Genomic DNA, 21501 nt, shown 5'->3' with positions numbered 1-21501 from the left:
GATCCCTCAGCTGCGGAGCATCTCCGCGACCAGGTAGGCCAGCTCCAGCGACTGCTGGGTGTTCAGTCTGGGGTCGCACGCGGTCTCGTAGCGGCCCGCCAGGTCCAGGTCCGAGATGTCCTGGGCGCCGCCCAGACACTCGGTCACGTCCTCACCGGTCAGCTCGATGTGGATGCCGCCCGGGTGCGAACCGATCGCGTGATGGACCTCGAAGAACCCCTGGACCTCGTCGATGATGCGATCGAAGTGGCGGGTCTTGTAACCGTTCGACGTGGAGTGCGTGTTGCCGTGCATAGGGTCGCACTGCCAGATGACCTTGTGCCCGGTCGCCTCGACGGCCTTGACGATCGGCGGCAGCGCCTCGCGGACCTTGTCGTTGCCCATCCGGGAGACCAGCGTCAGGCGGCCCGGGCGGTTGTCCGGGTCGAGCTTCTCGACGTACTCGACGGCGAGCTCGGGGCTCGTGGTGGGACCGATCTTCAGCCCGATGGGGTTCTGGATCATCGACGCGAACGCCACATGCGCGTCGTCGATTCCACGGGTCCGCTCCCCGATCCACAGGAAGTGGGCCGACAGGTCGTACAGGCCCGGCTCGGCGTCTCCGGACAATCCGGTGCCGTCGTCGGCGAGACGCAGCATGGCGCGTTCGTAGTCCAGGACCAGAGCCTCGTGGGACGAGAAGATGTCCGCCGACCGGAGGTTCTCATCGGAGACGCCGCAGGCGTCCATGAAGCGCAGACCACGGTCGACCTCGGCCGCCAGCGCCTCATAGCGGGCGCCGGCCGGCGAGCCGGCGACGAACTCCATGTTCCACTCGTGGACACGGTGCAGGTCGGCGGTGCCTGACGCGGTCAGCGCCCGGACGAGGTTCATGGCCGCCGCCGCGTTGGCGTAGGCACGGACCAGACGCGAGGGATCGTGCTCCCGGGCGGCCTCGTCGGCCTCCAGCGCGTTGACCATGTCACCGCGGTAGGACAGCAGACCCGTACCGTCGCGGTCCGCGGAACGGGGCTTGGCGTACTGGCCGGCGATACGTCCGACCTTGACCACGGGCAGCGACGCGCCGTAGGTCAGGACGACAGACATCTGCAGCAGTGTGCGGATGACCCCCTTGATGTGGGGCTCGGTGTTGGCCTCGAAGGTCTCGGCGCAGTCGCCGCCCTGGAGCAGGAATGCCCGCCCGTGCGCCACCTCGGCCAGCCGGTCCGAGAGGTGCTCGACCTCGGAGGCGACACAGATCGGCGGGACGCTCTCGAGGACCTTGCGCATCGCCGCAGCGTGCTGGGGGTCCCACGACGGCTGCTGGAGCGCCGGCCGGGAGAGTGCGTCCGCCAACTTCCTGTCGAGCTCAGAAGAGAGCGGGGGCAGATCGGGAAGCTGTGCGATGTCGACGTCGACTGTCCAGTTGCTCACCTCGGCGAGAATACGCGACAGCGGCGACCGCCGGTCTCAGAGGCCCAGGTGGGGCGCTTTCGCGGCGATGGCGCGGAAGCGCATCAGGGCGTGCCGGGCGTCGGCCAGCGCGTCGTGCTCCCCGCCCGGATGAGAGGGCAGGTCCGGCTTGCCCGCCATCTCCCACAGCTGCCGGACGTCGCGGGTGAACCGCGGCATCGCCGCCGGGAGCGCCGTCATATCGCCCCACAGCTGGCACACCGCCACGTGGTCGTAGGCGCCGATCCAGGCCCACATCTCGACGCCACCGGTGGGCGGGGCGGTGACGAACTCGTACAGCTCGTCGCGGATCCGCGACCTGGACTTCCAGGCCGACGAGGACGGGTTGGGCAGCTTGGGCAGCACGTTGCGGCGCACCCACGGGCCCGCGGCACCGGCGTCGAACTCGGTCGACACGGCGTAGAACTCGCGCCCGTCCTCGGCGACGACACCCACCGACACCAGTTCGATGGTGGTGCCGTCCTCGATGAACTCGCAGTCGTAGAAGTAACGCACCGGGTCAGCTCTGCCCGTCGACCGGCTGGTCGAGCAGGTTGTGTCCGGAATCGCGGACGGCATCGAACTGCTTCTTCATGTCCGCGCCATAGACGCCACTGACATACTCCTGGCCGGTCAATGCCTGGATCCTGCGCATCAACTCGTCGGTGATCTCACGCTCGGCGGCGCGCTCCCCCTCACGACCGGCCCACGGGGTGATGTCGAGGGGCTCCCCGACCATGACCCGGACCTCGGCGCGACGGCCCGGCCGCAGCCTGCAGATCGCGCGGATGTAGTCGCCGGTCCCGGTGACACCGATCGGGATGACCGGAACCCCGGCTTTCATGGCGAGGCGAGCCGGGCCGGTCTTGCCGCGGTAGAGCCGCCCGTCCGGCGAGCGGGTCCCCTCCGGGTAGATGCACAGTATCTCGCCCTTGTTGAGCACCTCGAGTCCCGCGTTCAACGCGGCCTGCGCGGCGTCCGCGTTGGTGCGGTCGATCGGATGCTGCCCCGACCCGGCGAAGAACAGACGACTCAGCATGCCCTTGATGCCGGTCCCGGTGAAGTAGTCGCTCTTGGCCAGGAACGTCACCCGGCGCGGCATGAGCAGCGGCATGAACAGCCAGTCGCCGACGGACAGGTGGTTGCCGACCAGCAGCGCCGAACCCTCGCGCGGGAAATTCTCCTTCCCGGTGACGACATGCCGGCTGGTCAATCGGAGGAAGGGTCCGATGAGTACGAACTTGAACAGCCAGTACAGCAACCTGGTCACCGTTCCTCGTGTCGATTGATCGTGTTGATCGCGGATATTACCCGGCCCGGCCGACGAAGCCGGACGGTACGAGGTTCGGGGGCCACAGATCCGGATCGGGCTCGAAACGCACCACCACGCGGCCGGTCGCGTCGTCATATCCCGAGCCGATCAGCACACACCGCGACAACAGTGCCGGTAGCGGCAGGACCGCCCGGAACCCGTCGTGGTCCAGCGTGAGCATGTCGCCGTCGACCGCGGCCGGGCCGGACGGCATGGTCGGGGACGGATAGGCGACGACGTAGGACCCGTCGGTGTCGGCCTCGATCTGCGGACGCACCCCGCCCCGTGCCAGCTCCGCCATCGCCACGGTCCGCTCGGGCGCCCGCCCCGCCACTGTCACCTCGACGGGTCCGGCGAGGAAGCTCGCCACGTCGGCGGCGAGCTGCGCCAGGCGGTGGGCCTCCCGCACGCGCACGTCGGCGAGATCCCCGGCGGCCATGGACGCGAACCGCACGTGCGCCGGCCACCTGGATTCGACGAACGACGCCAGTTCGCCCGCGGACGCGAGCCGCCGGACCGCGGCGAGATCGCCGTCGAGTTCCACCACCACCACGTCCCAGTAGCCGGCCGCCGTCGCCCGACGGGCGTACTCCCACCCCAGCACCGCGGAGAGCGGGGAGTCGCCCCCGGCCGCCAGCGCCGCCAGCAGGTCGTCGTGGGGATCCGCGGCACCGGACGTGTAGGCCTCGAGCCGCGCCATGGGGTCGTCGACGCGCACCTCAACGGTGCCGCCCTCGGTGCTGTCGAGTCGCGAATCCACCGCGTCCGGGTGTCCGGTGAGCACTAGCGCCGTCCCCCCGGTCCGCGAGATGACGTCGGCGGTCCGCTCCGCGCGGTCGGTGGGGTCGCCACCCATGACGACGACAACACGCGTGTCCTTCACCCGGCCTCGACTCTCCGCTTGAGTTCACTCAGAGCGCCCACCAGGATCCGGCGTTCCGCGCGCGTGCGCAGACTACCGATGACCGGGACCGCCAGCTCGATCTCGAGCTCGTAGTCCACCCGCGTCCCGCCCTCCACCGGCTCGAGCCGGTAGCTACCGTGCTGCGACCTCTGCAGTGCCGAGCTCACGAGGCGCCACTCGAGAGCCCTGCCGTCCTCCGACCACGAATAGGCGAGCACGTACTCGTCGATGATGGCGCCCGCCTCGAGTTCGAAACGGACGCGGTCCGGGTGGCCGTCCGGCCCGATCGACTGCACCTCGGCCAGCTGGATGAACGTGGACCATTCGGGATACGCGGGGAAGTCGGAGATCACGGCCATGACGTCCTCGGGCGTCGCCGCGACCACCGTGGAGTCCCGGGTCGGCCAGACCTCGGGCACGCCGTTGTCGTCGCTCATACGCTCTAGCTTCACACATCGGGCCCCGCGATGCGTCGTCACCGAGGTCTGACGGAGTTGCCCGGGCCCGGATCGATGCCGGGTGCCCGAGACGGCATGGACAGGCGGGGATAGTGTGAGGTGACAGACACACAGCGAACGTCTCCACCGGGAGGACCCTTGCGCGAATACGTCGCCGCACCCGCCAACTTCACCGTCGCCGAGGACTGGTCGTGCGTCCAGTCGGCATACGATCGCGCCGAGAAGACCCCGGACAACGTGGCATTCCAGCGGCCCGTGGGCGGCGAGTGGACCGACGTCACCAACCGGGAGTTCGCCGATACCGTCCGTGCCGTCGCCCGCGGCCTGGTGGTGCGAGGAATCCAGGCCGGTGACCGGGTCGCACTGCTCTGCTCGACCCGGTACGAGTGGAATGTCATCGATTTCGCGATCTGGGCGGTCGGGGCTGTCACCGTCCCCGTGTACGACTCCTCGAGTTCCGAGCAGATCCGCTGGATCATGGAGGATTCCGCAGCGCGACTGATCATCGTCGAGAAGGACGAGTACGCGGTCACCGCGCGAAATGGCGTCACCGGACTCGAGAGCACTCCCGAGGTGCTGGTGATCGACGGGAACACCCCGGTGATCGACATGCTCACGTCCGAGGGCGAATCGGTCGACGGGTCCGTGCTGGACGAACGACGCGCCTCGGTGCGGGCCGACTCCCCCGCGACGCTCATCTACACGTCCGGAACGACCGGCCGGCCCAAGGGCTGCATGCTCACCCACCGGAACTTCATGTCCGAGACCCTGGCCGTCCTCGAGACCCCGTTCCACCAGTACCTCCGCGACGACGCGACGACGGTCATGTTCCTCCCGCTGGCCCACGTGCTCGCCCGGGCCATCACCTACGCCGGCTTCCACGCCGGCGTGACCATCGCGCACTCGTCCGATATCGCCAACCTCGTCGACACGTTCGCGGAGATGCGTCCCCACTACATCCTCGCGGTGCCCCGGGTCTTCCAGAAGGTCTTCAACAAGGCCCAGGCGACCGCCCAGGACGGCGGCGCGTTCAAGGCCTGGATGTTCGACAAGGCCACCGACACGGCCGTCGCGTACTCCCGAGCACGACAGGACGGCCGTGTGGGCCCGATCCTCCGGCTCCGCCATGCCGTGTTCTCGAGGCTGGTCTACGCCAAGCTCATCGCCGCGCTCGGTGGCCGCTGCGAGATCGCGATCTCGGGCGGTGCGGCGCTCGGCGAGCGCCTCACGCATTTCTTCGACGGCATCGGGGTCAACATCTTCGAGGGCTACGGCCTGACCGAGACGTGCGCGGCCATCACGGTGAACACGCCCGGACGCATGCGGATCGGCAGCGTCGGGCAGCCGCTACCGGGCTGCGCGGTGCGCATCGCCGCTGACGGCGAGGTGGAGGTCAGCGGTCCCGTCGTAGCCTCCGGGTACTGGCAGAACGAGAAGGCGACGGCCGAATCATTCGCCGGCGACTGGTTCCGTACCGGCGATCTCGGCACGCTCGACGAGAACGGATTCCTGACGATCACCGGCCGCAAGAAGGAGATCATCGTCACCGCCGGAGGCAAGAACGTCGCCCCCAACCAGCTCGAGGACGCGCTCCGAGCCGATCCGTTGATCTCCGAGGCGGTGTGCGTAGGCGACGGGCAGCCGTTCATCTCCGTGCTGCTCACGCTCGACCCCGAGGCGCTCGAGCGGTGGAAGCACCATCACGGCAAGACCGGTTCGCTCTACGACCTGCTCAAGGACGCAGGCCTGATCGAGCACCTCGAGCAGACCGTGGCGCGGGCCAACCGTTCGGTCTCGCACACCGAGTCGATCAAGAAGTACCACGTGCTGCCGGACCAGTTCACGGAGGAGACCGGTGAACTGACGGCCTCGCTCAAGGTCAAGCGGAACGTGGTGCACCAGAAGTACGCCCGGCAGATCGAGGCCCTCTACGCCTGATACGGCGCCCGCACGGAACGCGTGCTCCCGGGTCAGTCCCCCGAGAGCACGCGTTCCATGTCTCTGGCCAAGTCCTGCCAGCGCCAGCGATCCAGCGCCCAGTTGCGCCCCCGCATCCCCATCGCGGACGCCCGGGGCCTGTCCTCGAGGATCCCGGCCACCGAATCGACGATCTCGGCGACGGAGGTACCGTCCACGACCGACCCGGTACGGCCGTTCTGGACGGTTTCCGGCGCTCCCCCGCTCCGGCCAGCCACCACGGGCACGCCGCACGCGGAGGCCTCCAGATAGACGATCCCCAGGCCCTCCACGTCCAGCCCGCCACCGCGCGTGCGGCAGGGCATGGCGAAGACGTCCGCCATGCGGTGGTGGTCGACGATCTCCTCGGCGGGGATGCGACCGGTGAAGATCACGCGGTCGGTGACGCCGTGACGCCGCGCCAGGCCTTCGAGTGTTCGCCGGTACGGGCCTCCCCCGACTACGACGAGCACCGCCCCCGGCACCCGTCGGGCGATCTCCGGCAGGGCCCTGATCAGCATGTCCTGGCCTTTTCGCGGCACGAGACGGGACAAGCACACAATTACGTCACGATCGGCCACCCCATAGCGCTGACGGATCGCCTTCCGGGCCGACGGGCCCGGACGGAACCGGTCCGTGTCGACCCCTCCGGGCTGGTGCACCAACCTGGCCCTCGGCCCGAATGCGGACGCGAACCGGCGGCGGGTGTAGTCGCTGACGTAGGTCACGGCGTCCGTGGAGTCGCCGATCACCCGGAGTACCTGCCGAGAGCCGGGCAGCATCGACCATCCCACCTCGTGCCCGTGGGTGCTGGCCACGATGCGGTTCACCGGCCCGGCCCTCAGTACCGGGGCCATCGCGGCCAGTGGGGCGGCCGCGCCGAACCAGATGGTGCTGGCGCCGAAGTCCTCGGCCAGGCGGCGGGCCCGACCGGCCAGATCCGGCGTCGGCAGCAGCATCTCCGTCGGCACCCGCTCCACCAGATACGGCTTCGACTCGTCGTATCGGGTGGATTCGTCACCGCGGAAGGTCGACGCCAACACCGCGACGTCGTCAGGGTCGAGGTGTTCCAGATACGTCTCGAGGTACGACTGGATGCCCCCGGGCCTCGGCGGGTAGTCGTTGGTGATCAGCAGGGTCTTCGTCATCGACTCCGAGCCTGCCACACGGGAGGCCGGACACCCGCCCGACCTGCCGTTCTCTCAGTACCGGCGGATGCCGCTGATCGGCATCGCGTCGACCTTCTCGAGCTTGACGGGGACCCCGTAGGTCGGTGCGTGGAGAACCAGTCCGTCACCGGCGTACATTCCGACGTGCGTGGCGCCCGGGTAGTAGATCACCAGGTCACCCGGCTGCATGTCCGCCGGTGCGACCGGCGCCCCGGCTGCGGCCTGCGCCTGACTCGAGCGAGGCAGCGTCTTGCCCTCCCGGGCGTACGACCACACCATGAGCCCGGAACAGTCGAACTCCGACGGCCCGGTGGCGCCCCAGGAGTACGGAGACCCCAGCCGGGTCAGAGCGGTCCGGAGTGCAGCGGAGTTGATCCCGTCGACCGGAGGGGCGACGTAACCGTCCGGGACCATCGGCCCGCCGATCCACAGCGCGCGCTGGGAATCAGACAGGGCGTCGACCCGCCGCCGGACCTCGTCCATCCGGGCCCGCATCTCATCCGAGCGCCGGTCGAGCTCTTCCATCCTCTTCCGCGTGTCCTCTGCGACCGCCCTCGCCGCATCAGCAGCCCCCGTCGCCTCCTCCCGGAGCCTCGCGGCATCGACAGAGGCGGCCCTGGACGCGTCCAGGGCCGTGGTGGTGGCGCCGGAGAGACGGCTGAGCGCATCGAGTCGGTGGACCAGGTCCCGCGGGCTCTCGGCGAGAACGGCAGCACGGGTCGCGCCGGTGTCGCCGCCGCGATATCTCATCGCCGCCAGGTGGTCGACGAGTGACTGGTCCCGGCGAGCGGTCCCGTCCGCGGCCGCCGCGGCTGCCGCCGCGACACCCGCCGCACGTTCCAGGCGGTCCCGATCGGCGACCGAGCGCTCCAGTTCCGCGCGGGCCAGGTGGAGTTCCTCGCCCAGCGCTCCGGCCTCTTCCGACAAGCGCGACAGCTCCGCGAGGTCCTCCCCGGCGTCCGCGAGGCCTCGGCTCCCTCCTGCCATCGGAGAATCGTCGGTCTCGGCCTCGCCGGCCAGTTGATCGTCCCCACCCCCCGGCTCGTCGGAGGGAACGGCATCAGCAGGAACCCGCGGGGCGGGAAGCGCCGGCTGCGCGGACGCGACAGCCCCGAAGGTGAGCGAAAGTGCCACGGTCGCCGCGCCGACGGCCGCGATGAGACTGCGTGTCATCTGATGTGGGTCGAACTCTCGAATCGGTGGGATGCCGGATCCGTCCGCGATCACGGACGTCAAGGGTGGCATCGGGTGTCCGGAAACGAATGTTACAGACGACAAGACCCCGCTGGTCCTGGTTCCTCACCAGGATCAGCGGGGTCTGCGAAGTGCGGGGGACCCGATCAGTAGTAGCGGGTCGCGCCGTAGAACGGCATGGAGTCCAGCGGGGCGTAGCTGACCGAGGTGCCGGAGTACGGTGCGTGAACGACCTGGCCGTTACCGGCGTAGATGCCCACGTGGCTGGCGCCACTGTAGAAGGCGACGATGTCACCCGGCTGCAGATCGGCCTTGGAGACCTGGGTGCCGCCACCGACCTGGGCCTGGCTGGTGCGCGGAATGGAGATCCCGGCCTGTTGGTACGCCCACGAGGTCAGGCCCGAGCAGTCGAAGGAATCCGGCCCGGTCGCGCCCCAGACGTAGGGGGAACCGACGCGGGTCGAGGCCGCGTCGAGGATCTTCTGGCCGGTGCTGACCTGCGGCGCGGGAGCTGCGAACTCCTCCACGGGCGCGGCGGCCTGCTGAAGACCGGCGGGGAGGGCGATCCCCTCGGGCAGATCAACGGTGACCTGAGAAGGCACACCCGGCAGACGAAGCTCGACGGGAACGTCGACTGTCACGGGTGCGGCGGCGGCGGTACCGGATCCGGCGACGGCCGCTCCGGCGGCGAGCAGTCCGGCTGCGGCCACACGACGGCCGGTCGAACTGGTCTTGATGCTGTGGGCTCCCACGAGAGTCTTTCCTCTTTCTTCCTGCGACACCGACCGGGTTAGCTGACGGGTTCGGACACGGAAGTCTGTCCTACACTCTCGGACCTTCGAGGCCCTCGGGCGATTCACCCCAGTAGTTCTTGGTTCCCCGGCGCACCGTGACGGTGCTTAGGTGTTGACCTCGGCCCCCCACCGGTGGGCGGGTGATGACTTCCGAGGTCTCGAAAAGGTTACGAAAACGTCTCGCCGAAGTCCAGCCCATCGCCTATGCGGCGGGAAATGCAGCCAGGATCTCGACGGAAGAGACCATTCCGACATCCCGCAGCACCTCGATCGCAGACCGGACATCAGGGGCGAGAACATACCCGCAGGACTCCGCAGAAAGGGCGTCTACCTGGGGGCTTTCCGACCACAGGAACTCCACGATACATCCGGAGCAACCGCGATCCGCCGCAGGGCATCGTCCACAGTCCAATGAAAACATGATCTATCTCACACTCCGTCCCGGGCGCGTTGCCCGTCCGTTACCGACCCGCGATCCGCGTGTCGTGATGACCGACAGGCCGGACCATAGACAGCAGGTACGACATCCCCTCGACGAGCGGCCGGGGCGCCAGCAGTGTCGGACCGGAACGCTACGGTCTGCGGCATGTCCCGACCGATCTCTCCACCGACGGCATCGGCGCCGTCGACCACCTCGCCGGGGGTGCAGACGTCGTTCGATGAGCTCGAACCACTGCTGTCGGAGATCACCTTCGTCGTCGTCGACCTGGAGACGACGGGCACGCGAGCCGGTACCGATGAGATCACCGAGGTCGGCGCGGTACGGGTACGCGGCGGCGAAGTACAGGCGGAGCTGTCCACCTTCGTCGCGATCGACAGCCCCCTCCCCACGCATATCAGCCGACTCACCGGGATCCTGCCCGGCGATCTCGTGGACGCGCCACGGCTCGGCGAGGTCATGGCGACGTTCCTCGAGTTTTCCCGGGGAGCTGTCCTGGTGGCACACAACGCCAGGTTCGATCTCGGGTTCCTTCGCGCAGCGGCATCCGCCACAGGAAACGAGTGGCCCGAGCCCTTGTCTCTGTGCACCCTCACGCTCGCCCGCCGCATCCTGCACAGCGGGGAGACGCGGGGGCACCGGTTGGGGACACTCGCAGCGCACCTCGGATCGGCCGTCGAGCCGAACCACCGCGCCCTTCAGGACGCCAGGGCGACCGTGGACGTCCTCCACGCGCTCATCTCCAGGGTGGGCGACTGCGGGGTCTCCACGCTGTCGGAGCTCCGTTCCTACGACGGGCGATTGTCCCCCGAGGTCCGTCGTCGGGCCTCGCTCACCGACTCACTGCCCACCGGCTCCGGCGCCTACGTCTTCCGCGACGGTGAGGGCGTCCCCCTCTACGTGGGCTCGTCCGTCGATGTCCGGCGGCGAGCGCGTTCCTACTTCTCCGGCGGTGACACTCGGGGGCGGATGCGAACGATGGTCGGACTCGCGGAATCCGTCGAGGCTGTGGAGTGCTCCCACCTGCTCGAGGCATGGAGCGTCGAAGAGCAGTTGATCGACTCGCTCCAACCGCCCTTCAACCGCCGGTCCCGCGCTCCCCGGCGCGGCTGGTGGCTCGCCCCACCACGCGGGCGGGGCACGAAGGGACGGGTGAGCCGAATCCCGGAGGACCATCTGGCGTTGGGGCCGTTCCGGCGAGCCGAGGACGCGCGATCAGCATGGGAAGACCTCGTCATGGGCTTCGGGGCCGAACCGACACCGCAGAACTGGATCGCACTGGTGACCGGAGAGGATTCCGGGCCCCTGCGGACGTTGACGGCGAGAGTGGACGACATCGCCGCGGAAGGCGGCTTCGAACGCGCGGCCCGGCTACGGGACCGGACCGCCATGCTCATCCGTGTCCTCACCCGGCTCCAGGAACTCGCTGCCACCGCGGGCCTGACCGAGCTGGTCCTGGCCCAGAGAGCGGGCCGCGGGAGGTGGGAGGTGGCGGTGATCCGTCACGGCCGTCTCGCGGGCTCGGGAGCGGTACCCACCGGCGCCTCGCCGATGCCGGTCATCGACGCGCTACGCACGGCGGCGACGTCAGTGCGGCCCGGGCCCGGGCCGCTGGGTGGTGCGACCCTGGACCAGGTGCGGAATGTCCACCGATGGATAGATTCCGCACCCACACGCATCGTGTCCGTCGCCGGCTCGTGGCAACTCCCCGTGAACGGCGCGCACACCGTGAGCGACTGGGCCTCGCGCGCCGAACGCGCGGCGTCGGAACACGCGGAGACGAACGGCGGGCGTTAGCACACCCGAGGGACGGGCCAGCCGCGGGTCCCCCACCCAGGAGAGCGGCGTCAGCGAACCCTACTGACCCGGGCCCACGTGTCGAGTAGCCGAGCCGCCGAGCCGTCGTCGATCGCCGCCGCCGCCCGATCCACTGCAGAACGCATGGCGCTCACCAGGTCCGCGTCCCTGTCCAGCCCGTCGAAGGCCACCAGGGCTGCCGCGGAGTTCAGGAGCACGGCATCACGGACCGGGCCTCTCACGCCCGCGAGCAGATCGCGGGCAACACCCGCATTGTGCTCGCCGTCGCCGCCCCGCAACTCCTCGATCGAGCAGGTCTGCATGCCGAAATCCCCGGGTTCGATTGAATCCTCGTCGACATGCCCGCCCGCGACACGCAACACGCGTGTCGCCCCGGTCATGGTGATCTCGTCGAGCCCGTCGGATCCGCGGACGACCAGGGCCGACTTTTCCCGACGCGCGAACACCTCGGCCATAACCGGCATGAGATTCTCGAACGCGCACCCGATGAGATTCGCGATCGGGGACGCCGGGTTCGTGAGCGGCCCGAGGATGTTGAACACCGTCGGTATGCCGATCTCCTTGCGCGGCGCGGCCGCGAAGCGCAGGGCGGGATGGAAGACGGGGGCGAAGCAGAAGGCGATCCCCACCTCATCCAGGCACCGGGCGACCTCGTCGGGCCCCAGGTCGATCGCCACCCCCAGCGCCTCCAGCACGTCGGCCCCGCCGCTCTTCGACGACGCGGCCCGGTTGCCGTGCTTGACCACCGGTACCCCGCAGGCGCTCACCACGAGCGACGACATGGTGGAGATGTTGACCGTCCCCTGACGGTCCCCGCCGGTGCCCACGATGTCGACACACGGGCGGGAGGTGGGTACCCGGCGGGAGTAATCGAGCATCGTCGCGGACAGCGCGTCGAGTTCCGGGCCCGTCACGCCCTTCATCTTGAGCGCGACCCCGAATGCCCCGATCTGCGCGTCGGAGGCGACGCCCTCCATGATCCGGGCCATCGCCCAGCCGGCGGCGGCAGGATCGAGGTCCTCACCGCTGGTCAGGGTGCCGAGCACCGCGGACCACGAGTGCCCCCCGTCGAACGTCGCCGAACTGCCCACGTGTACCGACCTCCTCCGAATACCGGATCGCACGACGCCTTCGACAACGCCGACCATTCGCCGTCAATCGTGCCACCGCACAGCCCGACGGGGCCGACCGCCCACCCTGGATGAGACCGGAACGCAGGTTCCGGAGGCACGCCTGAGAGTGCCCTGATAGCCCCTGCAAGGGGGACGATTTCCGGGGTGCTTCCAGTAAGTTTCGAAAACGACCTGCGGAAACACTGAGCGGACACGCCGATTTCGGGGGTCCATGCAGACTCCACCCACCTCAGGGGTCATACTTGGCCACGTGACGAGCGCAGTAGATAACTCAGGATCGGCCATGGCCCAGCGTGTTCATTCGCTGAATCGGCCGAACATGGTCAGTGTGGGCACCATCATCTGGCTGTCCCAGGAGCTGATGTTCTTCGCGGGCCTGTTCGCGATGTACTTCGTCTCCAAGGCGAACTCGGGAGGTGACTGGCCCTCCTATCCGGTGCACCTCAACGTGCCCTTCGCCGTGACGATCACCGTCATCCTCGTGGCGTCGTCGTTCACCTGTCAGATGGGTGTCTTCGCGGCAGAGCAGGGCGACGTCTTCGGCCTACGCCGGTGGTACGTGATCTCGGCGGTCATGGGGACGGTCTTCCTGCTGGGCCAGTCCTACGAATACCTGTACCTGTACCTCGAGGGCGTCACCATCTCCTCGAGTGTCTACGGGTCGGTCTTCTTCATCACCACCGGATTCCACGGACTCCACGTGGCGGCCGGCGTGGTCGCCTTCGTCGTACTCGTGATGCGTACGACGATGTCGCGCTTCACCCCGGCGCAGGCCACCGCGGCGATCGTCGTGTCGTACTACTGGCACTTCGTCGACGTCGTCTGGATCGGCCTCTTCGTCACCATCTACTTCATTCAGTAGTCAGCTGGCCGCAGGACGCTGTGTCCAGCAGGTCCCAACACCAAAGGGAACTCACAATGAACTCACCTCACCCATCCGCTGCGGACTCGCCGGCGCCTGAACCGGCGCCGGCCACCACGCGGACTGCTTCCACCAAGCGGCGCCGCAAGGCGACCGGCGCGCTCGTCATCGCCGCCGGTCTGCTCGGCGCGGGAGCCATCGCGACCGCCGTGGTCCCGGAGCCGCAGGTGGCCACCGCGCAGCAGGATCAGGCCGCGCTCATCGCCGAGGGTAAGTCGATCTACGACGTCGCCTGCATCACCTGCCACGGGCAGAACCTGCAGGGCGTGGAGGACCGTGGCCCCTCGCTCGTAGGCGTCGGCGCGGGTTCGGTCTACTTCCAGGTGCACTCCGGTCGCATGCCGGCAGCGGACAACGAGGCCCAGGCCGAGCGCAAGAAGCCGCGCTACAGCGAGCACCAGATCGTCGCCCTGGCCGCCTACGTCGACCAGTACGGCGGCGGACCGGGCATCATCACCAACCCCGACGGCACCATCGCCCAGGAGAGCCTGCGCGGCGTCTCCGGGGAGAGCCGCGCCGAGGAGCTGGCCCGCGGTGGCGAGCTGTTCCGCCTGAACTGCGCGTCCTGCCACAACTTCACCGGTCGCGGTGGTGCCCTGTCCGCGGGCAAGTACGCCCCGATTCTCGATCCTGCCAACGAGCAGGAGATCTACCAGGCCATGCTCACCGGCCCGCAGAACATGCCCAAGTTCTCGGATCGCCAGCTGACGCCGGACGAGAAGCAGGACATCATCGCCTACATCAAGAACGCTGACTCCAAGGTCTCCCCCGGCGGCTATGGCCTGGGTGGCCTCGGCCCCGTCACCGAAGGTGTGGCCATGTGGCTTGTCGGCATCGTCGCCCTCATCGGTGCGACCCTGTGGATCGGATCCCGTTCATGAGTGAGACCCCCAAGAACCCGTCCCCCGCGGACCTGGACCGGATGAGCGATGAGGAGCTCGTCCGGCTCGGTACCGAGCTCGACGAGGTCGACGTCAAGTTCCGCGAGGCCCGCTGGCCCGAGGGTGTCGAGACCCGCGCCGAGAAGCGCGCCGCACGGACCGTCACTATCTGGTTCGCCCTGTCCGCCCTCTTCGGCCTGGCCTTCGCCGCCGTGTACATTTTCTGGCCCTGGGAGCACAAGGGTGAAGGAGAGGCCGGCCACGCGCTGTACATGGCGTACACGCCGCTTCTCGGCCTCACGATCGGTCTGTCGATCCTGTTCCTGGGCTTCGGCGCGGTGCAGTTCACCAAGAAGTTCGTTCCCGAGGAGATCTCGGTCCAGACGCGCCACGACGGCCCGTCGTCCGATGTCGACCGGCGGACGATCGTCGCCGAGCTCAATGACTCGTGGAAGTCCTCCACCCTGGGTCGCCGCAAGGTCATGGGCGGGTTCCTCGGTGCGAGCGTCGGTCTCATCGGCCTCTCCGCGATCCTGCCGCTCGGCGGCATGATCAAGAACCCGTGGAAGCGCGGCCCGATGACTGTCGCCGGCGACGGCACGCTCCACACCACGGGCTGGACGCTCGCCTCGGACACCCGTCCCGACGGTCTGCCTCCGGAGAAGGTCTACCTCGGTCGTGACACCGCCAAGGTCTTCCCGGACGGCCACCCGCCCGCCGGACAGGGCCGGCTCGAGCGGATCCACATCGACGATCTCTCGACCGGAGCCCTCGAGTCCGTGTTCCCGCTCCCCGCGAGCGCGATCGGCAACTTCACCGAGGACATGCACTCGATCCACGGCACCCGCAACGCGGTCATGCTGATCCGCTTCCGCCCGGAGGACGCCGCTCGCGTGATCAAGCGCAAGGGCCAGGAGAACTTCAACTACGGCGACCTGTACGCCTTCTCGAAGATCTGTACCCACCTCGGGTGCCCCACCTCGCTGTACGAGCAGCAGACCCACCGTTTTCTCTGCCCGTGTCACCAGTCGCAGTTCGATGCGCTCGAGTACGCCAAGCCGGTCTTCGGCCCCGCCGCGCGTGCGCTTCCGCAGCTGCCCATCGCCGTGGACAACGAGGGCTACCTCGTCGCCAACGGTGACTTCATCGAGCCGGTCGGACCTGCCTTCTGGGAGCGTCGTTCATGAGCAACAACACCAAACTCGCCACAGTCGGAGACAATCTCGACTCGCGGTACACCATGGCCCAGGGCATGCGCCGGCAGATCAACAAGGTCTTCCCGACGCACTGGTCCTTCCTCCTGGGCGAGATCGCCCTGTACAGCTTCATCATCCTGCTGATCTCGGGTGTCTATCTCACCCTGTTCTTCGATCCGTCCATGTCGAAGGTGATCTACCAGGGTGCCTACGCGCCGCTGAACGGCATCGAGATGTCCCGGGCGTACGAGACCGCACTGAACATCTCGTTCGAGGTGCGCGGCGGTCTCTTCGTGCGGCAGATCCACCACTGGGCGGCGCTGCTGTTCGTCGCCTCGATGGTCGTCCACATGATCCGAATCTTCTTCACCGGTGCGTTCCGCCGCCCGCGTGAGGCCAACTGGATCATCGGTTGTGTGCTGCTGCTCCTGGGCATCGTCGAGGGCTTCCTCGGCTACGGTCTGCCGGACGAGCTCCTCTCCGGCACCGGCCTCCGGATCACCTCCGCCATCATCGTCGGCCTGCCGGTGATCGGCACCTGGATGCACTGGATGATCTTCGGCGGGGACTTCCCCGGCGAGCTCATGATCCCGCGCTTCTATGTCCTGCACGTGTTGATCATCCCGGCCATCATCCTGGCCCTGATCGCCGCGCACCTCGCGCTGGTCTGGTACCAGAAGCACACGCAGTTCCCCGGGCCGGGCCGCACCGAGAACAACGTCGTCGGCGTGCGTATCCTCCCGGTCTTCGCGGTGAAGTCGATCGCGTTCGGTGCGATCACGCTCGGTGTGATCATGCTCTTCTCGGGCTTGTTCACCATCAACGCGATATGGAACCTCGGGCCATACAATCCGGCGCACATCTCGGCGGGCTCCCAACCTGACTGGTACATGCTCTGGACAGAGGGCGGTGCACGTGTGATGCCGGCCTGGGAGCTCTACCTCGGCCCGTACACGGTCACCGCCACCACCTGGGTGGCCGTGATGCTCGGCGCCATGGTCGCCCTGATGTTCGTCTACCCGTGGATCGAGTCCAAGTTCTCGGGCGACACGGCTCACCACAACCTGCTGCAGCGTCCGCGCGACGTCCCGGTCCGCACCGCCGCCGGCATGATGGCCATCACGTTTTACGTGATCCTCGTGCTGATGGGCGCGAACGACCTCATCGCGTACCACTTCAACATCTCGTTGAACGCCACCACGTGGGCCGGTCGTATCGGGCTGATCCTGCTGCCGCCCTTGGTGTACTTCGCCACCTACCGCCTGTGCCTGGGTCTGCAGCGTGCGGACCGTGAGGTGCTCGAGCACGGCATCGAGACCGGCATCATCATGCGGATGCCGCAGGGTGAGTTCATCGAGGTCCACCAGCCGCTCGGCGAGGTCGACGAGCACGGGCACGCGATCCCGCTCGAGTACGCGGGTGCCAAGGTGCCCTCCAAGATGAACCAGCTGGGAGTCGCCGGGCGTCCCCCGTTCGGTGGCCTGTCCGCCGACCCGGCCGACGAGGCCGAGCTGCTCGAGGGTTCGTCGCATGACAAGCACGAGCGTGAGTACCGGATGCTCAACACGCTCCAGGAGGAGAACCGTGCCCGTCGCAATGACGAGCACTGATCCCCTGTAGTACCCGACCGCGGGCCGGATCTCCACACGGAGATCCGGCCCGCGGTCTTTGAGCAACCGATCCCCGCGCACAGGAGAACAATGACGTCGCACGAGCGAGACCGCGCCCGGGTCGGGGCCGAGGCCGGGGCCGGGGCCGGGGCCGGGATCATCCTCACCGACGGAATCCGCCATGCCCTCCAGCTCCTCCACGGCGGCCACGACCTCTTCCTCACCGGCAAGGCCGGGACCGGAAAGTCGACGCTCATCCGGCACTTCCTCGCCGAAACCGACCACCCCACCCTGGTCGCGGCACCCACCGGTATCGCCGCACTCAACGTCGGCGGCTATACGATCCATCGGCTCTTCGGCTTCCATCCGAGCCACACCGTGGAACACGTCCGCGGTCCCGCGTACCGGCCCGGCCGCTTCGCCACAGCCCTGTCCCGCATGCGCACGCTCGTCCTCGACGAGGCGTCCATGATCCGCGCTGACGTGTTCGACATGATCTCCGTGGCCCTCGAACGGTTCGGCCCCGATCCGACGCTGCCGTTCGGCGGCGTCCAGGTGGTCCTGGTGGGAGACCTCTTCCAACTCCCGCCCGTGGTCCCGGACAACGAGAAGTCGACCTTCACGACCGTCTACGAGACCCCGTACTTCTTCTCCGCCGCGCACTTCAGCCGCGACCACTTCCCCACCGTCGACCTCACCCACGTCTTCCGACAGTCCGGGGACCCCACACTCGCCACCATCCTCAACTCGATACGTGAGGGAAGCCTCGTCGGCCACGCCCGGGCGAGGTTGAATGCGCGCACGGACCCGGACTTCGAACCTCCGGATGACGAGTTCTGGCTGACGTTGACCACCACCAACCGGATGGCCACGGCGCGCAACCGCCGACGACTGGAGCGCCTACCGGGTGCCGAGCTGGCGATGGAGGCCACCAGCACCGGCGATATGTCCGACTTCGAACCCCCGACGGCCAGGACGCTCAGCTTCAAGATCGGCGCACAGATCATGATGTTGACCAACGACCCGGCCGACCGGTGGGTCAACGGTTCGATCGGCCGCGTTCTCGACGTGACGTTCGGTCGACGTGGTGATCGGGACGAGCGCGGTCCCGTCGTCGTCGTCCGGTTCACCGGCGGGGACGTCGCCGAGGTCGCGCTGCACACCTGGGACGTCACCCGCCCCGTCGCCTCCGGCGCCGCCATGCGACACGAGGTGGTCGGCACCTACACCCAGTACCCGTTCGCGCTCGCGTGGGCGATCACCATCCACAAGAGTCAGGGGCAGACGCTCGACAAACTGGTCGTGGACCTCAGCGGGGGTACCTTCGCCGCCGGCCAGCTCTACGTGGCCCTGAGCCGGTGCCGCACGCTCGACGGTCTGGTCCTCACCCGTCCGGTGCAGGCGCGGGACCTCAAGACCGACCGGCGGATCACCCGCTTCCTGCGCTCCCCCGACACCGACGCCCCGCCGCGCCGATACTGCGCGATCGCCACCCTCACCGTCGGCGACGAAAGTCCCTGGGCGCGCCCACGGCCGGTCGAGCTGGCGGTCGCGTTCCCGGACGGCACCGCGGTCACCACCCTCCTCAACCCGCAGCGGGATATGGCCCGGGCACGCACGGAGTACGGCATCACCGTCTCGGACGTATTGCTCGCACCCACGCTCCTCGAGGCGTGGACGGTGCTCGCCCCGCTGCTCGACGGCCACACGCCGGTCGCGGTGGGCGCCGACCGGACGCTCGGCGAGGTGGAGTTCGAGCTCCGGCGGCTCGGCAGCGCGTCCCCGACGCCCCTGGGGGTCGACGTGCCCCCGCACCTGCTGACGCCGGCCGAGCAGACTCGGACACGTGCGGCGTCGGCCCTCACCCGCGCGCGGGCGACGCTCGCGGCACATGGCCGTCTGTGGCCTGACGACGGCACCTCCGGGACGTTCGACGCCGATCTCGTGGAAGAGACGGAGCTCGGGTACCTGCTCAGCCGCGATGTCGGGATCACCACGCCGACCTCGGAGGTGCTCCCCCAACTGTCGGCGATGTTGACGGTCAGCGCCGACGTGGGCGCGTCCCTGTTGGACCTGTCAGGACGAGGATGGGCGGCAGGCGGTGCGGGGGCCGGCGGGCCCCGCACCGAAAGCGTGCGCGGGGGCGACCACGATGAGGACGACGACGACAACCACGGCGCTGTGGGCCTCACGGCCGGAGACCGCGAGCTCCGTAAAGGCGCCCGGACTCTGGTGGCAGAGCAGATTCGCCACGCGGCGGAGCGGGTGACCGTCACCGCCGAACTGTGGTCACGACTGCAGACCGTTGCCGGGGTGCTCGGCGCCGACGTGACGAGCGGGCTGAGCGCGGCGGCGGAGGCCGAGGCGGAGTCGGTGCTCAGCCCGGGGACGCGGGTGTGCTTCACCGGCAGCGCGCTCGACCACGACGGCGTTCTCCTCTCTCGCGAGGAGATGGAGAGTTTGGCGACCCGGGGAGGTCTCGAGCCGGTCGCGAACGTCACCAGGGCCCGCTGCGACGTCCTGGTCGTGGCGGAGCCCGGGACCCAGTCGACGAAGGCCCGCAATGCACAGAAATGGGAGAAACCCATCCTGTCGGCAGCGGAGTTCCTGACCTGGGCCCGCGGGCCGGGGTCGGCTAGAGAGTGACGGGGAGCGGCTCACCCACCATGTCCGCGACCGCGCGGAACGCCATCGCCATGCCCGACCCGAGCGGCACGCCGGGCCCGGGGTAGGCCTCGCCGGAGACGGACGCGGAGGAGTTACCGGCCGCGTACAGGCCCGCGATGGGCTGACCCTCGGTGTCGAGGACCGCGCCGTTGACGTCGATCACCGCGCCGCCCTTCGTTCCCAGGTCGCCCAGCACCAGCCGGACCGCGTGCAGGCGCTCGCCGCCCACCGGGCGCAGGCACTCCTGCGCGGTCGAGGCGCCCACGAAGAAGCGACCATAGGGGTCCTCGCCACGGCGGAAGTCCGCGTCCTCCCCCCGCTCGGCGAACTCGTTGAAGCGGTCGACGCTCGCGCGCAGGGCTGCAGGATCAAGACCCGTGGCCCGGGCGAGCTCCTCCACGCTCCCGGCGGTGTGCCAGAGACCGGCCGCGCGAAGATCGTCCGCGCCCGGTGCCGGGATACAGATCGCCGGGAAGCCTCCGGCTTCCGCGTCGTCGAAGACGAACCAGAAGTCGTCGCCCGCCCCGTCTGCCATCCGGGCGCGCATCTGACGTCCCATCTGGTCGTACGGCAGCAGTTCGTTGGCGAACCGACGACCGGTGCCGTCGACGATGAGTCCGGAACGGAATCCCAGGGTGAAGGCCGCGTGCCCGTTGGGGAACAGGGTCGCCGGGCACCACCACGACTGGTCGAGCAGGTCGAGCCGTGCGCCGACAGCCTCGAACATGCGGACCGCGTCCCCGGATCCGGTGTCGGGGTGCGACGAGGACCAGTCCGCGGTGGGCATCTGCTGCAGCCGCTCACGGAGCTCGGCGGATCGCTCGAAGCCGCCGGCCGCGACGAGCACCCCGCGCCGGGCTCCCAGCGCCCGACGCTCTCCGTTCTCGTCCACCGCCACCCCGATCACGCGTCCGTCGGCGTCGCGGATCAGTTCGCGGGCGGCGCTCGAGAGCCGCAACTCGGCGTTGTCCATCGCATCCATTGCCAGCACGAGGCGGGCCGCCCACGCACGGCCGCCCTCGAGACGGGTGGTGTCCTCGTCGGCGGCGAACTGGTCCACGGGCACCGCCGATCGGACATCCGAGACCCTGGCCCCGACCTCGACCCCCTTGATCGGCTTCGGGTAGATGCTCCGGCCCGCCTCCTGGCGGCCCGGGGCGTCGAAGTAGTCCGGGAACGCCTGGAACCGCATCGGGATCCCGAGCTCGTCCTGCAGGAACTCCACGACCGCCGGGCCGGTGCTCAGGAAGGCGTCCTGCACCTGCTGATCCGTGCGATCGCCCACCACGGCCCTGAAGTACGTCCGCCCACGCTCGACGGAGTCCTCGAGTCCGTCGCGGGCCAGGACCGGGTTGCCGGGAAGCCACACGGCCCCGCCCGAGTACGCCGACGTCCCACCGAACCGGTCGGTCTTCTCGACGAGGCACGTGGACAATCCGCGGGAGGCCGCGGCCGCGGCGCCGAACAACGCCGCCACACCCGACCCCACGACCACCACGTCGTATTCCGCGTCGAATGTTCCGTCCTGAACTGTCACGGTATGTTCCTCGTCTTCCGTCCGCCGTTTGTAGAACACGTTTCAGTGCCCCATCGCGACGATAGCACCGGCCCGGCCCG

The 21501-nt window shown here is 68.7% G+C and carries 17 protein-coding genes and 1 riboswitch; of the genes, 7 read left to right on the top strand and 10 right to left on the bottom strand.

Going from position 1 to position 21501, the window contains the following annotated elements:
* Nucleotides 1-6: 6 nt before the first annotated feature.
* From ACWGLC_RS08535 to ACWGLC_RS08515, 5 genes are read right to left on the bottom strand one after another with little or no spacing between them, the layout of a single operon-like run.
* Nucleotides 7-1413, bottom strand: a complete 1407-nt coding sequence (locus ACWGLC_RS08535) for a class II 3-deoxy-7-phosphoheptulonate synthase (RefSeq protein WP_230929464.1) — start codon at nt 1411-1413, stop codon at nt 7-9.
* Nucleotides 1414-1449: 36 nt separating this feature from the next.
* Nucleotides 1450-1947 carry a polyadenylate-specific 3'-exoribonuclease AS gene (locus tag ACWGLC_RS08530; RefSeq protein ID WP_452099471.1) on the bottom strand — a complete coding sequence of 166 codons (498 nt, stop codon included), beginning with the start codon at nt 1945-1947 and terminating at the stop codon, nt 1450-1452.
* Between the two features lie 4 nt (nt 1948-1951).
* Entirely contained in the window at nt 1952-2701 is a 750-nt protein-coding gene (locus ACWGLC_RS08525) for a lysophospholipid acyltransferase family protein (RefSeq protein ID WP_452099470.1), read from the bottom strand.
* A 37-nt stretch (nt 2702-2738) separates the two neighbouring features.
* A complete protein-coding gene (locus ACWGLC_RS08520) occupies nt 2739-3626 on the bottom strand; it encodes a hypothetical protein (RefSeq protein WP_452099469.1) in 888 nt (295 codons plus the stop codon).
* Entirely contained in the window at nt 3623-4084 is a 462-nt protein-coding gene (locus tag ACWGLC_RS08515; RefSeq protein ID WP_230929468.1) for an SRPBCC family protein, read from the bottom strand. The genes ACWGLC_RS08520 and ACWGLC_RS08515 overlap by 4 nt, the downstream gene beginning before the upstream one ends.
* A 159-nt stretch (nt 4085-4243) precedes the next feature.
* On the opposite strand from ACWGLC_RS08515, the gene ACWGLC_RS08510 reads away from it, so the two are divergent.
* Nucleotides 4244-6043: an AMP-dependent synthetase/ligase gene (locus tag ACWGLC_RS08510; RefSeq protein WP_452099468.1), complete on the top strand. Its 1800-nt coding sequence runs from the start codon at nt 4244-4246 to the stop codon at nt 6041-6043.
* 32 nt (nt 6044-6075) lie between these two features.
* On the opposite strand, the gene ACWGLC_RS08505 is transcribed toward ACWGLC_RS08510, so the two are convergent.
* The 3 genes from ACWGLC_RS08505 to ACWGLC_RS08495 all read right to left on the bottom strand — a co-directional run bounded on the left by ACWGLC_RS08505 (nt 6076) and on the right by ACWGLC_RS08495 (nt 9176).
* Nucleotides 6076-7209, bottom strand: a complete 1134-nt coding sequence (locus tag ACWGLC_RS08505) for a glycosyltransferase family 4 protein (protein ID WP_452099467.1) — start codon at nt 7207-7209, stop codon at nt 6076-6078.
* A 54-nt stretch (nt 7210-7263) separates the two neighbouring features.
* On the bottom strand, nt 7264-8403 hold the full coding sequence (locus tag ACWGLC_RS08500; RefSeq protein WP_452099466.1) for an NlpC/P60 family protein: 1140 nt from the start codon (nt 8401-8403) through the stop codon (nt 7264-7266).
* Between the two features lie 167 nt (nt 8404-8570).
* Entirely contained in the window at nt 8571-9176 is a 606-nt protein-coding gene (locus ACWGLC_RS08495) for a C40 family peptidase (RefSeq protein WP_452099465.1), read from the bottom strand.
* 12 nt (nt 9177-9188) lie between these two features.
* Nucleotides 9189-9340, bottom strand: a riboswitch (cyclic di-AMP (ydaO/yuaA leader).
* A gap of 464 nt (nt 9341-9804) precedes the next feature.
* Between ACWGLC_RS08495 and ACWGLC_RS08490 the strand changes: the two genes are divergently transcribed.
* Complete coding sequence (locus ACWGLC_RS08490; RefSeq protein ID WP_452099464.1) at nt 9805-11454, top strand: DEDD exonuclease domain-containing protein; 1650 nt, start codon at nt 9805-9807, stop codon at nt 11452-11454.
* Nucleotides 11455-11504: 50 nt separating this feature from the next.
* Here ACWGLC_RS08490 and trpD read toward each other — a convergent pair whose 3' ends face one another.
* Nucleotides 11505-12566 (bottom strand): anthranilate phosphoribosyltransferase, encoded by a 1062-nt coding sequence (gene trpD / locus ACWGLC_RS08485; RefSeq protein ID WP_452099463.1) that lies wholly within the window; start codon nt 12564-12566, stop codon nt 11505-11507.
* A gap of 292 nt (nt 12567-12858) precedes the next feature.
* Here trpD and ctaE point away from each other — a divergent pair, with 292 nt between their 5' ends.
* The 5 genes from ctaE (at nt 12859) to ACWGLC_RS08460 (ending at nt 19863) form a co-directional block, all read left to right on the top strand.
* A complete protein-coding gene (gene ctaE, locus ACWGLC_RS08480; RefSeq protein ID WP_452099462.1) occupies nt 12859-13470 on the top strand; it encodes an aa3-type cytochrome oxidase subunit III in 612 nt (203 codons plus the stop codon).
* Between the two features lie 56 nt (nt 13471-13526).
* Complete coding sequence (gene qcrC, locus ACWGLC_RS08475; RefSeq protein ID WP_230929476.1) at nt 13527-14411, top strand: cytochrome bc1 complex diheme cytochrome c subunit; 885 nt, start codon at nt 13527-13529, stop codon at nt 14409-14411.
* Nucleotides 14408-15598: a cytochrome bc1 complex Rieske iron-sulfur subunit gene (gene qcrA, locus ACWGLC_RS08470; RefSeq protein WP_230929477.1), complete on the top strand. Its 1191-nt coding sequence runs from the start codon at nt 14408-14410 to the stop codon at nt 15596-15598. The genes qcrC and qcrA overlap by 4 nt, the downstream gene beginning before the upstream one ends.
* The gene (qcrB, locus tag ACWGLC_RS08465) at nt 15595-17217 is read left to right on the top strand and encodes a cytochrome bc1 complex cytochrome b subunit (RefSeq protein WP_452099461.1); all 1623 of its coding nucleotides are present in this window, start codon (nt 15595-15597) and stop codon (nt 17215-17217) included. Before qcrA ends, qcrB begins: the two co-directional genes overlap by 4 nt.
* 90 nt (nt 17218-17307) lie before the next feature.
* The gene (locus ACWGLC_RS08460) at nt 17308-19863 is read left to right on the top strand and encodes an AAA family ATPase (RefSeq protein ID WP_452099460.1); all 2556 of its coding nucleotides are present in this window, start codon (nt 17308-17310) and stop codon (nt 19861-19863) included.
* On the opposite strand, the gene ACWGLC_RS08455 is transcribed toward ACWGLC_RS08460, so the two are convergent.
* On the bottom strand, nt 19853-21421 hold the full coding sequence (locus ACWGLC_RS08455; protein ID WP_452099459.1) for an FAD-dependent oxidoreductase: 1569 nt from the start codon (nt 21419-21421) through the stop codon (nt 19853-19855). The genes ACWGLC_RS08460 and ACWGLC_RS08455 overlap by 11 nt on opposite strands.
* Nucleotides 21422-21501 lie beyond the last annotated feature (80 nt).

It is taken from the genome of Dietzia sp. NPDC055877 (assembly GCF_053615975.1).
Note: the sequence above shows the minus strand (reverse complement) of the source record. Positions and strands in the feature narration are given on the sequence as shown.

Excerpts from the sequence above, each read along its gene's own strand:
- qcrC (WP_230929476.1), top strand. The coding sequence starts at position 13,527 with ATGAACTCACCTCACCCATCCGCTGCGGACTCGCCGGCGCCTGAACCG.
- qcrA (WP_230929477.1), top strand. The coding sequence starts at position 14,408 with ATGAGTGAGACCCCCAAGAACCCGTCCCCCGCGGACCTGGACCGGATG.
- ACWGLC_RS08500 (WP_452099466.1), bottom strand. The coding sequence starts at position 8,403 with ATGACACGCAGTCTCATCGCGGCCGTCGGCGCGGCGACCGTGGCACTT.
- ACWGLC_RS08460 (WP_452099460.1), top strand. The coding sequence starts at position 17,308 with ATGACGTCGCACGAGCGAGACCGCGCCCGGGTCGGGGCCGAGGCCGGG.
- ACWGLC_RS08515 (WP_230929468.1), bottom strand. The coding sequence starts at position 4,084 with ATGAGCGACGACAACGGCGTGCCCGAGGTCTGGCCGACCCGGGACTCC.
- qcrB (WP_452099461.1), top strand. The coding sequence starts at position 15,595 with ATGAGCAACAACACCAAACTCGCCACAGTCGGAGACAATCTCGACTCG.
- ACWGLC_RS08490 (WP_452099464.1), top strand. The coding sequence starts at position 9,805 with ATGTCCCGACCGATCTCTCCACCGACGGCATCGGCGCCGTCGACCACC.
- ACWGLC_RS08505 (WP_452099467.1), bottom strand. The coding sequence starts at position 7,209 with ATGACGAAGACCCTGCTGATCACCAACGACTACCCGCCGAGGCCCGGG.